Origin of the sequence: Limosilactobacillus sp., from assembly GCF_041859915.1 — a bacterium.
GTDB lineage: Bacteria > Bacillota > Bacilli > Lactobacillales > Lactobacillaceae > Limosilactobacillus.
In genome coordinates this window covers 1-14,698 of record NZ_JBFLGB010000041.1, presented here as the reverse complement: position 1 = coordinate 14,698, position 14,698 = coordinate 1, and the positions used below count along the sequence as shown (strand labels likewise).

Annotated in this window: 13 protein-coding genes, 1 tRNA gene and 3 pseudogenes; 15 read left to right on the top strand and 2 right to left on the bottom strand. The window is 44.2% G+C overall.

The features are described from left to right. Positions 1–115 precede the first annotated feature (115 nt). The 6 genes and pseudogenes from ACEYV4_RS06590 to ACEYV4_RS06565 all read left to right on the top strand — a co-directional run. Positions 116–229: pseudogene (locus ACEYV4_RS06590) on the top strand (uracil phosphoribosyltransferase); the annotation flags it as partial. After that, positions 227–370: pseudogene (gene tuf / locus ACEYV4_RS06585) on the top strand (elongation factor Tu); the annotation flags it as partial. The pseudogenes ACEYV4_RS06590 and tuf, both read left to right, overlap by 3 nt. 185 nt (positions 371–555) lie before the next feature. Further along, on the top strand, positions 556–1,881 hold the full coding sequence (tig, locus tag ACEYV4_RS06580; RefSeq protein ID WP_373842545.1) for a trigger factor: 1,326 nt from the start codon (positions 556–558) through the stop codon (positions 1,879–1,881). A gap of 131 nt (positions 1,882–2,012) precedes the next feature. Next, complete coding sequence (gene clpX, locus ACEYV4_RS06575; protein ID WP_373842544.1) at positions 2,013–3,266, top strand: ATP-dependent Clp protease ATP-binding subunit ClpX; 1,254 nt, start codon at positions 2,013–2,015, stop codon at positions 3,264–3,266. Between the two features lie 10 nt (positions 3,267–3,276). Then, positions 3,277–3,867 carry a ribosome biogenesis GTP-binding protein YihA/YsxC gene (gene yihA, locus ACEYV4_RS06570; protein WP_373842543.1) on the top strand — a complete coding sequence of 197 codons (591 nt, stop codon included), beginning with the start codon at positions 3,277–3,279 and terminating at the stop codon, positions 3,865–3,867. Next, positions 3,868–4,167 carry a nucleoside triphosphate pyrophosphohydrolase family protein gene (locus ACEYV4_RS06565; protein WP_373842542.1) on the top strand — a complete coding sequence of 100 codons (300 nt, stop codon included), beginning with the start codon at positions 3,868–3,870 and terminating at the stop codon, positions 4,165–4,167. A 40-nt stretch (positions 4,168–4,207) separates the two neighbouring features. Here the strand turns inward: ACEYV4_RS06565 and ACEYV4_RS06560 are convergent, their stop codons facing one another. Further along, positions 4,208–4,345: an SPJ_0845 family protein gene (locus ACEYV4_RS06560; RefSeq protein WP_373842541.1), complete on the bottom strand. Its 138-nt coding sequence runs from the start codon at positions 4,343–4,345 to the stop codon at positions 4,208–4,210. Positions 4,346–4,489: 144 nt separating this feature from the next. Here ACEYV4_RS06560 and uvrC point away from each other — a divergent pair, with 144 nt between their 5' ends. The 8 genes from uvrC (at position 4,490) to ACEYV4_RS06520 (ending at position 13,304) form a co-directional block, all read left to right on the top strand. Continuing rightward, a complete protein-coding gene (uvrC, locus tag ACEYV4_RS06555) occupies positions 4,490–6,301 on the top strand; it encodes an excinuclease ABC subunit UvrC (protein WP_373842540.1) in 1,812 nt (603 codons plus the stop codon). 64 nt (positions 6,302–6,365) lie between these two features. Then, positions 6,366–7,679 (top strand): GTPase ObgE, encoded by a 1,314-nt coding sequence (obgE, locus tag ACEYV4_RS06550; RefSeq protein ID WP_373842539.1) that lies wholly within the window; start codon positions 6,366–6,368, stop codon positions 7,677–7,679. 29 nt (positions 7,680–7,708) lie between these two features. Next, on the top strand, positions 7,709–8,653 hold the full coding sequence (gene rnz / locus ACEYV4_RS06545; RefSeq protein ID WP_373842538.1) for a ribonuclease Z: 945 nt from the start codon (positions 7,709–7,711) through the stop codon (positions 8,651–8,653). 2 nt (positions 8,654–8,655) lie between these two features. Beyond that, complete coding sequence (locus ACEYV4_RS06540; protein WP_373842546.1) at positions 8,656–9,486, top strand: SDR family NAD(P)-dependent oxidoreductase; 831 nt, start codon at positions 8,656–8,658, stop codon at positions 9,484–9,486. Positions 9,487–9,563: 77 nt separating this feature from the next. Next, positions 9,564–11,894 (top strand): single-stranded-DNA-specific exonuclease RecJ, encoded by a 2,331-nt coding sequence (gene recJ / locus ACEYV4_RS06535; protein ID WP_373842537.1) that lies wholly within the window; start codon positions 9,564–9,566, stop codon positions 11,892–11,894. A gap of 18 nt (positions 11,895–11,912) precedes the next feature. Continuing rightward, positions 11,913–12,431: an adenine phosphoribosyltransferase gene (locus ACEYV4_RS06530; RefSeq protein ID WP_373842536.1), complete on the top strand. Its 519-nt coding sequence runs from the start codon at positions 11,913–11,915 to the stop codon at positions 12,429–12,431. A gap of 75 nt (positions 12,432–12,506) precedes the next feature. Beyond that, the gene (locus ACEYV4_RS06525; protein ID WP_373842535.1) at positions 12,507–13,133 is read left to right on the top strand and encodes a DUF308 domain-containing protein; all 627 of its coding nucleotides are present in this window, start codon (positions 12,507–12,509) and stop codon (positions 13,131–13,133) included. Positions 13,134–13,215: 82 nt separating this feature from the next. Continuing rightward, positions 13,216–13,304: transfer RNA gene (locus ACEYV4_RS06520), tRNA-Ser, on the top strand. Positions 13,305–13,799: 495 nt separating this feature from the next. Here the strand turns inward: ACEYV4_RS06520 and ACEYV4_RS06515 are convergent. Beyond that, positions 13,800–13,970 (bottom strand): annotated as a pseudogene (locus tag ACEYV4_RS06515) (IS30 family transposase); the annotation flags it as partial. A 455-nt stretch (positions 13,971–14,425) separates the two neighbouring features. On the opposite strand from ACEYV4_RS06515, the gene ACEYV4_RS06510 reads away from it, so the two are divergent. Continuing rightward, a partial coding sequence (locus tag ACEYV4_RS06510; RefSeq protein WP_373842534.1) for a YSIRK-type signal peptide-containing protein occupies positions 14,426–14,698 on the top strand: 273 nt, incomplete at its 3' end.

Sequence of the window (14,698 nt, the reverse complement as noted above, 5' to 3'; positions counted from 1 at the left end):
GCTGCCGGTCATCATTTAAATGTATAGATAAAAAATAAATGGCAAAGGGCTTTAAACCCTTTGCCATTTTGATTAAAATACCTTATGGATATAATTATTCTAATAGGAGGAAAATATGGGTAAGTTCACAATATTGGATCCGTTGATTCAACACAAATTGACAATCATTCGGCGTAAGGAAACTGGTTCGAATGAATTTCGTAGAATTGTCGGTGAAATCGGTAGTATAGAAATGGTTATGCCTGGTGATAACGTAACATTTACTGTTAAGTTACAAAAGCCAGTTGCCCTTGAAAAGGGTCTGAAGTTCACCATTCGTGAAGGTGGACACACTGTTGGTGCCGGTGTGGTATCCGACGTTCTGGACTAATTTTCAATAAGGCGATAAGAAAAGGAATTCGGTTTGCCGGATTCCTTTTTTGCTTTAAATTTAGGCCATGATATCAGGCAATTGGTTGCAATTGCGTGACAGCTACGGTAAACTAATAAAGTATGTAAAGACCAGCTTGATAGATAAAGCAGTGGTCAAATTGAATTGTTATTGGAGGAAATAAAATGTCAGCAAAATGGGAACGCGATAGCGATGCCAGCAAAGGGACATTGACGTTCACGATCGATGTCGACACGATTAAGAAAGGCCTTGACGAAGCCTTCGTTGAAACTCGGAAGAAGATTACGGTTCCAGGATTCCGGAAGGGCCGGGTTCCTCGTCAAATCTTCAACCAAATGTATGGTGAAGAATCACTTTACCAAGATGCCTTAAACAAGGTATTACCTGATGCTTACAGTGCAGCGGTTAAGGAAACCAAGATTCAACCAGTTGCTCAACCTGAAATTAACATCAAGAGTATGGAAAAGGGTCAACCATGGACGCTGACTGCTACGGTTGATGTCATGCCAAAGGTTAAGCTTGGTGACTACAAGGGAATGGAAGTACCTGAACAAGACACCACTGTTTCTGACGATGATGTTAATAAAGAATTGGATAAGAAGCGTCAGCAACAGGCTGAATTGGTCCTTAAGGAAGGGAAACCAGCTGCTAAGGGTGACACGGTTGTTATCGACTACGAAGGTAGTGTCGATGGCAAGAAGTTTGATGGCGGCTCCGCTAATAACTACTCCCTTGAATTAGGTTCTGGTTCCTTTATCCCTGGCTTTGAAGACCAATTAGTTGGCCACAAGTCTGGCGATGACGTTGATGTTAAGGTTACCTTCCCAAAGGACTACCATGAAAAGAAACTGGCTGGTAAGGACGCCATCTTTAAGGTTAAGGTTCACGAAATTAAGGAAAAGCAACTGCCAAAGCTGGATGATGATTTTGCCAAGGATGTCGATGAAGATGTTGACACCTTAGACGAGCTGAAGGCCAAGACCAAGAAGCAGCTTCAAAAGAATAAGGATGACCAGGCTCATGCTGCGATTGAAGATGCTGCTATTGAAAAGGCCGTTGCTAATGCCAAAATTCAGGACATTCCACAAGCAATGTTGGATGATGACACTAACCGGCAGATGCAACAATACCTGGCCGGAATGCAACAACAGGGTATTAGCCCAAAGATGTACTTCCAGATCACAGGTACTAAAGAAGAAGATCTGAAGAAGCAATTTGCTAATGATGCCGAACAACGGGTTAAGACTAACCTAGTTCTGGAAGCTATTGTTGACGATGCTAAGCTAGAAGCCAGTGACGATGAAATGAAGAAAGAAGTTGCTGACTTGGCTAAGCAATACGGCATGAAGGAAGATGCTGTTAAGAAGGCACTGTCTAAGGACATGCTGGCCCACGACATTAAGATTAAGAAGGCCGTTGACCTGGTTGCTAATTCTGCTAAGCAGGTCAAGAGTGCTAAGAAGAATGACGACAAGAAGGCTACCAAGTAAACTTTACTTGTCGTACTTAAAATGCCCAATCGTCTTGATTGGGCATTTTTTATTTTGATAGAAAACACATTGTTCGAAATCAATCTTTAATTTTGGTATGATATTCTCAGAACTTTAGAGGGGGTTTCTTAATGTTTGAAGATACCAAGGGAATGAATTCTGTTCACTGTTCATTCTGTGGTAAATCACAGGACGAAGTGAAAAAAATTGTTGCTGGCCCTGGGGTATACATTTGTAATGAATGTGTGGACTTATGCAAGCAAATTATTGACCAAGAGCTCGCTGAAGATCAAGCCAACCAAGACTTCCGGGTGCCAACTCCAGAAGAAATAGTTAAGGACCTGGATGAGTATGTAATCGGCCAGGACGACGCTAAGAAGACGTTAGCCGTGGCGGTTTATAACCACTACAAACGGGTTAATGCCATGATGGATGGCGATAACGATAATACCGAATTACAAAAGAGTAATATTGCGGTAATTGGACCAACGGGTTCTGGGAAAACCTATTTGGCTCAGTCATTGGCACGTATTCTTAACGTTCCGTTTGCAATTGCTGACGCGACAACCCTAACTCAAGCCGGTTATGTTGGTGAAGACGTGGAGAATATCATTTTGAAATTGCTCCAGGCTGCTAACTTTGATGTTGAGCGAGCGGAAAAGGGTATTATCTATATTGATGAAATTGATAAGATCGCTAAGAAGAGTGAAAATGTTTCAATTACCCGGGATGTATCTGGTGAAGGGGTTCAACAAGCTCTTTTAAAGATTCTGGAAGGAACAATCGCTAATGTGCCGCCGCAGGGTGGTCGTAAGCACCCTCAACAAGAATTTATTCAAGTTGATACAAAGAATATTTTATTTATCGTTGGCGGTGCCTTTGACGGGATTGAAACCATTATCAAGGAGCGCCTAGGTGAAAAGACAATTGGCTTTGGGACCGATTCTGCTAGTGCTAAGGCTAACATCACTGAAAAGAACATTCTTCAGCACGTTATTCCTGAAGACTTGTTAAAGTTTGGCTTGATTCCTGAATTTATTGGTCGCTTGCCCGTCATGACGGCTCTAGAAAAGTTAGATGAACACGACTTAGTGCGGATCTTAACTGAGCCGAAGAATGCCTTAGTTAAGCAGTACCAAGAGTTAATTCGGTTAGATGGTAGCAAACTATCATTTACCGATGGTGCTCTTAAGGCGATGGCTCGGTTGGCAATTAAACGTAATACTGGTGCTCGGGGATTGCGCTCCATTATTGAAGACGTTATGCGTGACGTCATGTTTGAATTGCCAAGTCGTAAAGATGTGGCTGAAGTGGTGATTGATAAGCGCTGTGTTACTCACCACACTGAGCCTCGTTATGTCATGAAGAAGCAGGCTGCTAAGTAAGGAGAAAAGAATGGAAGTTCATAACGTTGACCTAACAATCAGTGCCGTGCGTCCTGAACAGTATCCCAAGACGGCCTATCCTGAGGTCGCCCTAGTAGGTCGTTCAAATGTTGGTAAGTCTTCATTAACCAACGTACTGATTAACCGCCAGAATTTTGCTCACACCTCAAGTCAACCGGGCAAGACCCAGACGTTAAACTTTTATGCTGTGGAGAATCAGCTTTATTTTGTAGATGTTCCTGGCTATGGTTACGCGAAGGTTTCCAAGAAAGAGCGGGAACGTTTCGGCCAGATGATCGAAAATTACTTAACCCAGCGTGAACAACTGTGTGGGGTGATCATGCTGGTTGATGCCCGCCACGCACCAACTGCTGATGATGTCACCATGTACCAATGGCTGGCCTATTATAACTTGCCAACGTTGGTGGTTGGTACTAAGAGTGATAAGGTTAAATCTAATGCGTGGAATCGTCAGGAGAGTCAAATCAGGAAGAAATTGGGAATGACCCCAGATGACCCATTAATACTTTTTTCGGCAAAAACCAAGCGGGGAAAAGAGCAGGTTTGGCAATGGATTGAACGACAAATGGGGATGAATTAAGTGGATTTCAATGATTATCAAAAAGCAGCAAAACGGACCCTTTATGGTAACGAACAGGTATTAACCAATTGTGCCCTTGGATTGGCTGGTGAATCTGGTCAGGTGGTAGACCTAGTAAAAAATTATACCTTTAGGAGTAAAAAGCTTGACCGGCAGGAATTAACCCATGAAATGGGCGATGTGCTGTGGTATTTGTCACAAATTGCTGAATGGGCAGATATTCCCTTTGATGAAGTCGCACGGGCGAACATTGCTGAATTAAATCGTCGTTATCCAAGCGGCTTTAAAAAACGAGGGTAAAAGAAAAGTGAACCAGGGGATTCCCGGTTCACTTTTTTTCTTAATTTTTTTTATCTTGTTTCTTGTTGGTAGTTGTAGTTGACTTTTTCTTGTCAAGTGGTTTCTTCTTTTTAGGGTCAACCGCTAATTGATCAAATAATTTATCCAGTTGTAAACTGCGCCGGGTAACAAGTCCCATTTAAATCGCTCCTTTTATTATCTTTACCATGAATGCTAGCACATTTGAGTAGGGTTCGACAAGCTTGGTGCCTAGCACTTTCGTTGCCTTTTATACCGAAAATCCTTTATAATATTAAGTTAGTAATTTTATCGGAGGGTTATGATGGCAAGCGAACATCTTGAACATAAGTTAACATTATTGCCGGATAAACCCGGCTGTTATTTAATGAAAAACATTAACGGACAGATTATATATGTCGGAAAAGCTAAAAATCTTAAGCATCGGGTTCGCTCATATTTTAAGAGCAGCCATACTGGCAAGGTTGCCAAAATGGTCTCCGAAGTAGCCGACTTCGATATCATCGTCACCGGTACCAACAAGGAATCTTTTCTGTTGGAAATTACACTGATTCAAAAGCATCAGCCGTACTTTAATATTAAATTAAAGCGGGGGACGGGTTACCCTTATATCAAAATTACCAATGAGCGTGACCCCCAGACGATGATCACCGGCCAGGTAAAAAAAGATGGAGCCTATTACTTTGGCCCCTATCCCAATGTTTATGCGGCCGAGGAAACCTTGCACTTTATTCAAAAGGTTTATCCCTTACGACGTTGTCACGGTTATCAGGGACGGCCGTGTTTATATTATCATATGGGGCAATGTTTAGGTGCTTGCTTTAAGAAGGTTCCGGTGAGTGAGTACCAGGCGCAGATTAAACGGATTAAGTCCTTCTTGAACGGTAATACGGCCGCGGTTAAGCGTCAGTTGACACACAAAATGCAGGCGGCCGCTGCGGCACTAAAATATGAACGCGCTGCCGAAATCCGTGACCAACTGCACTACATTGAGGTAACGGTTGAAAAACAAAAAATCATCTCTAACGATAAGACACCCCGGGATCTTTTTAATTTCTATATGGATAAGGGCTGGTTATCGATTCAGGTCTTCTTCATTCGTCAGGCTCGGTTGATGAAGCGTGAGAAACGCCTTTTCCCGGTTGTCGATACGGCCACGGAAGAAATGACCAGTTTTATTCTCCAATTTTACCGGCGTCGTAATAATATCTTGCCTAAGGAGATCTTATTGCCGGCAGGATTGCCTAATAAAGAAATTAGTGAAATCTTAGGGGTACCAGTGCGGACACCAGAACGGGGTGAAAAACACGACCTGATGGAAATGGCGGCTGAGAATGCGCGTCTGACCCTAAATGATAAATTCCGCCTTTTGGAGATGGACCAGAGCAAGACTACTGGTGCGATGAAGGAAATTACCGATGCTCTTGGCTTGCCGGTGGGCCATAAAATTGAAGCCTTTGATCATTCCCACATTCAGGGAGCTGATCCGGTCAGTGCCATGGTGGTTTTTGTCGATGGTGAACCGGCCAAGAAACTTTATCGTAAGTATAAACTTAAAACGGTGATTAACCATGCTGACGAAGCCGCTAGCACCCGTGAAGTCATTCGGCGTCGTTATTCACGACTCTTGAAAGAACACAAACCAATGCCGGACATGATCTTTATGGATGGGGGAGAGATTCAAATGAATGCCGTCAAGGACGTTCTAGTAAATGAATTGGGTCTGGACATTCCGGTGGTGGGGATGGTAAAAAACGATAAGCACCGGACGGCCGACCTACTGTTTGGTGACCATGACCAGCACGTTAACCTTGATCCCCGGAGTCAGGGCTTTTACCTGGTTCAACGAATTCAGGATGAAGTCCACCGCTTTGCCATTACCTTTCATCGTCGGGTCCACACTAAACATTCGTTAAGCTCTCGCCTTGATGAGATTAAGGGTGTCGGGCCCCGAACGCGGACTAAGCTGTTAAAACAGTACGGATCGATTAGTAAAATTGCCGCAGCATCGGTGGATGATATTCGTGCCTTAGGAATTAACCGGCCAACTGCCCAGCTAATCAAGGTTTCCCTACAGAAGAATGCGGCGGTTGCGAAGGGTAGTAGTCATGATTGATTTTGACGCTGTTGGTATTTTCCAATATACTAATAATAACTAAAGAGAACGGAGAATAATTTTAATGAATACATTTGTTGATCAAGTTAAAATTGAAGTGCATGCCGGTAAGGGTGGCGATGGAATGGTGGCCTTTCGGCGTGAAAAATACGTTCCGAACGGTGGCCCTGCCGGCGGTGATGGTGGCCGTGGTGGTAGTATCATCTTAAAGGTTGACGAAGGTCTGCGGACTTTGATGGATTTTCGTTATCACCGAATCTTTAAGGCTAAGAATGGTGGTAATGGGATGAACAAGCAGATGACGGGTCCTAGTGCCGAAGATACCGTGGTAGCAGTTCCCCAGGGGACGACAGTTCGTGATCTTGATACCGGTCAAATTATTGCCGACCTGGTAAAAGAGGGTCAGGAATTGGTCGTGGCCCGTGGTGGTCGCGGTGGCCGTGGAAATATTCACTTTGCCAGTGCTAAGAATCCGGCCCCGGAAATTGCTGAAAATGGTGAACCGGGTGAAGACCACTACCTAGAATTAGAACTTAAGATGTTGGCCGATGTGGGCTTAATTGGTTTTCCATCGGTTGGCAAGTCCACGCTATTATCGGTTGTGACCGGTGCAAAGCCGAAGATTGCGGCCTATGAATTTACTACCTTGGTGCCTAACCTGGGGATGGTAATCTTGCCGGATGGTCGTGACTTCGCCATGGCCGATATGCCCGGCTTGATCGAAGGAGCCTCAAAGGGAGTTGGCTTGGGGCTGAAATTCTTGCGTCACATTGAACGGACCCGAGTTCTTTTGCACCTGGTTGATATGAGCAGCCAGGATCCTGAGCAGGCTATTCAACGTTACCGTCAGATTAACCATGAGTTAGCTAACTATGACCCAGAGCTGTTAAAACGACCACAGATTGTAGTGACAACGAAGATGGATCTGCCTAATGCTCAGGACAACTTAGATCATTTCAAGGCCGAGTTGGCAAAAGACACGACCTTACCGAAGACGCCAACGGTCTTTCCTATTTCGGCGGTTACACACCAAGGAGTTAAACAATTAATGCAACTGACGGCAGATCTCTTGGATAAAACACCAGCCTTTGATAGTGAGAGTCATGACGAGCAGCTGGTAGCCGAGTACCGTGCGGCAGCCCCTAAGAAGGACCAGGCCGACTTTACTATTAGTCGGGATGAAGATGGCACCTGGGTTCTAGGTGGGGCTAAGCTTTTACGGCTCTTTGATATGACTGACCTGACCCATGAACAAAGTCAGTTACGTTTTGCGCGTCAGCTTCGCCAAATGGGCGTTGATGATGCCTTACGGGCCAAGGGAATCAAGGATGGTGACTCGGTCCGGATTAAGAAGTTTGTTTTTGAATTTGTTCAGTAACCATAGTTTTAGAAGGTAGGAAAATAGATATGCAACTTGAATTTTTAGGAACTGGGGCGGGATCGCCCAGCAAGCAGCGGAACGTTTCCAGTGTGGCCCTGCGGCTCTTGGAAGAACGTAACGCTATTTGGCTGTTTGATGTTGGCGAGGCAACGCAGCACCAGATCCTTTATACGACTATTCGACCACGAAAGATTGAAAAAATCTTTATTACCCACCTTCATGGGGACCATATTTTCGGTTTACCGGGTTTGCTTAGTTCCCGTTCCTTCCAGGGGGGCAACGAGCCGTTAACCATTTATGGTCCGGTTGGCATTAAAAGGTTTGTACTGACTGCCTTGCAAGTAAGCCAGTCGCGGTTGAGTTATCCCCTGCATTTTATTGAACTTCACCATGAGGGTAAAGTTTTTGAAGACCAGGGTTTTACGGTTTATGCTAAAAAGCTTGACCATAAAATCACCTGTTATGGCTACCGAATTGTCGAGCACGCTCATCCGGGAGAACTGCAGGTTGAGAAGTTACGAAAGGCTAAAGTACCATCTGGGCCAATTTACGGACAGTTAAAGGCCGGTAAAACCGTGACCCTACCAGATGGTCGTGTTTTAGATGGCCATGATTTTATTGGTCAGCCACAGCCGGGACGGGTTGTAGCTATTCTCGGTGATACCCGGCAAACAAAGAATGCGGTTTGGTTAGCTCAGGATGCGGATGCCTTGGTTCACGAGAGTACCTTTGGCAAAGATGAGGCTCAACTCGCCCATAATTACTATCATTCGACCAGCAAGCAGGCTGCAGAGATTGCTAAGCAGGCGGGAGCTAAGCGGCTTTTCCTAACCCATATTTCAGCTCGCTATGCTGGCAAGGCCGCCTATCAATTAGCTTACCAAGTGCGTAATATCTTTCCTGCTACCCGGGTGGTCAATGATTTAGACGTGTTTGATATTCCGTTTAAAAATAAAGAGAGGAATGGTTGATGATGTTGAAGCGGGTAAAAACATTACGATTTTTACGTAATGAAGTGGTCTTAATCACCGGCGGTTCTAGTGGTATCGGCAAGGCACTCGCCCTTGAAGCCGCCCGTCGAGGTGCCATTGTGGTGGTGGTAGCACGAAACAAGGCCCGGTTGCACGCGGTTGCCCAACGGTGCCTCATTCTATCGGGTCGGCCGGCCTTTGCCTATCAACTTGACGTTACCGACCCGGATACTATCGATCAAGTCCTCAGTCGGATTCAACACGAAGTTGGGGGAATTGATGTCTTGATCAATTCCGCTGGCTTGGGTGAATTTACGGCTGTCGCCCGCCAGAAATTTAACTCAATGGCGGAAATGACCCACATTAATTTGTTAGCCCTGATGTATATCAGTCGTTGTGTGGCCAAGCAGATGATGGATCAAGGCTATGGGGCGATCATTAATCTGGCCTCTCTTGCTGGTAAGATTCCAACACCCAATAGTGCGGTTTATTCAGCCACCAAAGCCGGGGTGATCCAGTTTGATAATGTCTTACGAATGGAAGTCGCTGATTATGGTGTTCAGGTGTTGACGGTTAATCCTGGGCCAATCTCGACGGCCTTTTGGAGGGCTGATCGCTCCGGCAGTTATCGGGCACACCTGCCAAAGTGGATGTTTATTCAACCGAATGAGTTAGCCCGACGAATTTGGGATAACGTTGGTTACAAGACCCGGGAAATCAATGTACCAGCATACGTTGCTTGCCTCGGTTGGCTTTATCAAGTGATTCCTGGGCTTGGTGACTGGGCAATTAAAAAATTCTTTGACTTCCAGCAGGATAAAAAGGATTTATGATAATATGGAAATGGTAATTTAACTTTGACTGTAACCACTGTGTTACAGTCTTTCTTATTTTTGATGGAAAGTGCGTGATGAAGTGTATGGTTGATTCACGGTTTAAATGGAAATTAGCACCGGCTGCAGATGCGGCTCCGGTGGCGATGCTAACCAAGAAGGGGTTGAGCCCCGTGGTGGCCGACTTGCTTGTCAAACGGGGGATCACAACCGCAGAAGCTGCCCAACGATTTTTAAAGCCGGACCCATCTTCAATTCATGATCCTCACCAACTTCATGATATGGATAAGGCTGTTGAGCGGATCCAGCAGGCCGTTGAGCAAGGTGAGCAGATTACAATTTATGGCGATTATGATGCGGATGGCATTACTAGTACGGCGGTGATGTACGAAACCCTTCAAGGAATTGGTGCCAAGGTTAATTATTATATTCCTAATCGCTTTACCGATGGTTACGGACCCAATGCTGCGGCTTATCAGCGGCTAATTGACCAAGGAACTCAACTTATCATAACCGTTGATAATGGCATTAGTGGGAAAGATGTTATTGATCCGGTGGTCAAGCAGGGAGTCGATGTAATCGTGACCGATCACCATGAACTACCTCATGAGCTTCCGCAGGCCACTGCCATCATTCACCCGCAGTACCCTGGTAGTAATTACCCCTTTGCTGGTCTGTCTGGTGTAGGCGTTGCTTTTAAGCTTGCCTGGGCATTGACCGATGAGTTTCCGACAGAGTTATTGGACCTGGTAGCAATTGGTGAGATTGCTGACGTGGTCAGTGTGGCTGATGAGAATCGGGCCTTGATTTCACTGGGCTTGCGAATCTTACGACAAGGGTTACGGCCCGGCTTGCATGCTCTGGTTAAATTAGCGGGCCTAGATGAGGCTAAGTTGACCGATCAGGACATCGGCTTTGGAATTGCACCCCGCCTAAATGCTCTGGGACGGGTCAGTGATGCCAAACTTGGTGTTCAATTGCTGACCACCCTCGATGAGGATCAGGGTCAAACTCTGGCGGAGCAGGTCGAAGCTGCTAACCAACAACGGCGTCAACTGGTGGATAATATTATTCAACCGGCGTTAGCCCAAGCAACAACGGACGAAAACCGCAAACAGCCAGTCCTGGTTCTACTTGGTCATGGCTGGCACCAGGGTGTTCTAGGGATCGTCGCCAGTCGGGTACGGGAGCGGACCGGTAAGCCCACAATTGTCGCTAGTGTTGATGATGGTCAGAAAATTGCTAAGGCCTCAGGGCGAAGTGACGAGCGTTTCAACCTCTTTGCAGCATTGAATCCACACCGTGACCTGATGACAAGCTTTGGTGGCCACCCGGCGGCCTGTGGACTCTCCTTTGCAGTTGATAAATTAGACCAATTACGAGCGGCCTTGGCTACTGAAGCCGCAAAGCAGGGCTTTGATTGGCAGGTGCCGGCGCTATTACAATTGGCGGCCCGCTTAACTCCCGATCAGGTTAATGAAAAGCTCTATCATGATCTGCAGGCACTAGCACCATTTGGCCCGGATAATGAGGAGCCAACCTTTGAATTCGACAATGTTCACCCATCTGGTGTCCGAACGATGGGGAAGGACAATAGTCATTTGAAGTTTAATTTGTCTACTGGTCAACAACGGGTAACGGTGGTTGCCTTTGGTCATGGCCAGGATGCACCGCTTTTTCAAGCACCCGGTAACCAAGTCGATATTGCGGCGACGGTGGGAATCAATGAATGGCATGGTCAGCGGCAAGTTCAATTAATGCTGACTGATGTTCGAGTGCATGGTCCATTAGTGATTGATGAACGAACGACGCATTTACGACCAGACCATTTTAAGCTGCAAGGTGAATACGTGGTCTATGATCAGCGACTACGGAAAAACATTGCCCCGCACGTGGGTGAAGAACATGCCTTGAGCCCACAAGCTGCTGCTCAGGCAGATCTGGGTGGCAAACGGGTGACGTTAGTTGATTTGCCCGATAGCTTAACGGCCCTTAAGAACCTTTTTCAAAATGATACGAGTGCTCCTGCTCAGATTCGCCTATTGTTGACGGACCGCCAAAATATTTATTTAGCAGGGATGCCTAATCGGCAAAACTTTGCCCAGGTTTACCGTTTTCTCCAAAACAATTCCCAGTTACGGTGGCCGGCGCAGGGAAATGCGGTCAGTCAGTACTTAAAAATTAACCCAGTTCGATTAAATTTGATAATTAAAGTGTTTTCTGAGGCGGGATTTGTTACAATAAAAGATGGTGTTTTAACCCTGCAGCCCGTCAGTGGCAAGACAGATTTAAAACAAACGACACAGTATCAAACACAGCTGGCCCGTTACCAAGCCGAAAGGGTATTATTATATGGTGATGTGGCAAGTGTTACTAAATGGATCTTACGGTGCCTAAAGATGAATTAAAGGAGACAATTGTAGAAAATGACTTTAGATCTCTATAAATATGTGGCTAGTATTCCTGACTATCCGGAAAAGGGAATCATCTTTCGGGATATTTTACCATTGATGGCGGATGGCGAAGCATATAAACAAGCAACCGATGAATTAGTTGCTTACGCACGCGATAAAAAGGTCGACATGGTAGTTGGACCTGAAGCACGGGGCTTTATCGTTGGTTGCCCGATTGCCCGTGAATTAGGGGTTGGCTTTGCCCCAGCTCGTAAGAAGGGAAAACTGCCACGGAAGGCCATTAGCGCTACCTATAATTTGGAGTACGGTACGGCAACCTTGCAGATGGAGGCAGATTCTATTAAGCCAGGCCAACGAGTTTTGGTAGTTGATGATCTGCTGGCCACTGGTGGTACTATCTCCGCAACGATTGAAATGGTTGAAAAATTAGGTGGTATCGTGGTCGGTTGTGCGTTCTTAATTGAACTAAGAGATTTGCATGGCCGCGAGAAGATCAAAAATTACGATATGAAAGCACTAATGCAATTTTAATAAAAAGATGTGCTGATGATATGGCACATCTTTTGTTTAAGATAATGATGAGTGGCAAAAGGAGATATTAATTTTATGATCTTTCTTGTTATTTTTGGTGGACTGATGCTGATCTTGGGTGGCTTTTATCTCGCTAACTCTTGGCAGCAATACCATGAGTGGAAAGCAGGAACGATTATTGTAGTCCTTAGTTTGGCAGCAGTAATCTATGGTGGGATTAACCTGCCATACTTTCACCATAACCAACAGGCACGGACTGAGCAGGCGAGTTCCTCTTCGCAAGCGACAGCTCAGGGGCAAAGTGGTAGTGCCTTCTCTAATAAGATGGGAAACATTAATGGTGGCAATAATAACCAAGCTACTCAAGAAGATAAAGAGATGGCGGTGTTACGTCAGTTGCAAAACGGCTATTCTAAACTAGGAACGGTTAGTTTTGACAAAGACTCACAGACCTTTAACATCAAGCCGACCGATAGCGATACCGTCAAGGCCATTCAGGCACTAGTTCAAGATCCTAGTCAGGCTGAGCAGATTGGCTGGCCTAATCTGACCAAGTCGATTAAGGCTAATTCTAAACAGATTGGTAAAGTCTTGGGTAGTAATTATTCTTTGAGCATTGTCAACCCAAGTAACACCAAGCAAGCATTATATACCGCTAAGAATGGCGAAACCACACATGACATTGCAAACCAAAATAACTAATAAGACAATTCAACTGTTAGCAAACTAAAGCTGGTCCTTTACGGAATATTTAAAGTTTGTTATAATAGAACAGTTGAATTATGGAGAGTTGGCAGAGTGGTAATGCACCGGACTCGAAATCCGGCGAACCCGTGTAGAACGGGCGCGCAGGTCCGAATCCTGTACTCTCCTTAATATAATTCATAGACTTTTAGGAAGCTTCAAAAACGTTGTTATATTGGCGTTTCTGAGGTTTTTCTTTTTACTTAATTTTATCTATATGTAAATAATTGTTCTCAAATTGTTCTCAAATTTTATTGGCACGGTGGCCGTCTTGAAATGCGACGGTTTTTTATTTTTTTCATGATATAATAAAAAGGTGCACTGGCAACCACCAATGCACGCACATTTTTTGAAAGGCTGTGAGATTATTACGGAATTTCTTGAATGCGCCTAGCTGGTGGTGTATTGCCGTACACCAGAACAAGGGCGCTTCCTGCTAATCTATCAGCCTAATTGTTGAATATAATATCAACTCTTGACTGGTTATATTATAGCATGGGTTAGCAATCTTGACCAACCGTCTAGCTGTTTGGCTGGACGGTTTTTCTGTACGGCAGATTGTAAGAAATAATTTGGACAAATTTAACGACGTAGATTAAGTAAGAAGATCTCAATTGATGAATGCTAGTTAAAATATTTAAGTGGTCGTGAATTTAGATACCAGTTAATCCAAACTAATTTCTCATTACTCAGCTCTTCAATCAGTTTACCCTTGAGAATAAAGCACCATAAAACTCGATTGCGATTCTCATTATTACTATGTTCATAGGGTTAATAGGCATGGGCAAAATAAACGGCTATGTGTCAACTGTTATTGATGCATAGCCTAAATTTTATGTCATATAAAAAATCAGAGGTGAGATAAAATCTCAACCTCTTACAAAAGCTAATATTACTTTTCAATATTGTTATTAGCATAATTTATGTTATTTAACTTGTCAATAATTTTATTAGGGAACATATACGTGCTTTTTATTTGACTGTTTCCTTCAAAATAATCCTTATGTTTAATTACTCTTCCGTTTATAAAACATACTAATTTCTTAAATCTTTTTTTCTTAGCTATTTCTAAAATTAAGTATGAAGAGATTGTCATAACTAACAACTAATTCCAATTTTTCCTAAAATCAGTTAATTAGCCGTAAATTTGTTACTCGCTCAAGCCATTTCGCCATTTTGCTTTAAATTTAGTATTCATATAATAAAAATATTTATGCTCTAAATATTGCTATTTTTTTTTTTTTTCTAAAATGGAATTTATAAAATATAAATTTTATAAATTCATGCGTGCTATTAAGGAGCTGATTTTTACCAACCAACCACCAAATAACGAGTATGGATTGGAATTGGGAGGTAAGTTTATGGTTTCAAAAAATAATACTTATTTGAAAGAAGTCATGCACTCTCACCGGGTTCCGCACTATGGCCTACGGAAGCTGGGGATTGGTGTGACTTCCGTTTTACTGGGAACGACACTCTACTTTGGTGCCAACGCCCCAGTTCACGCGGATGTAACGACAGCA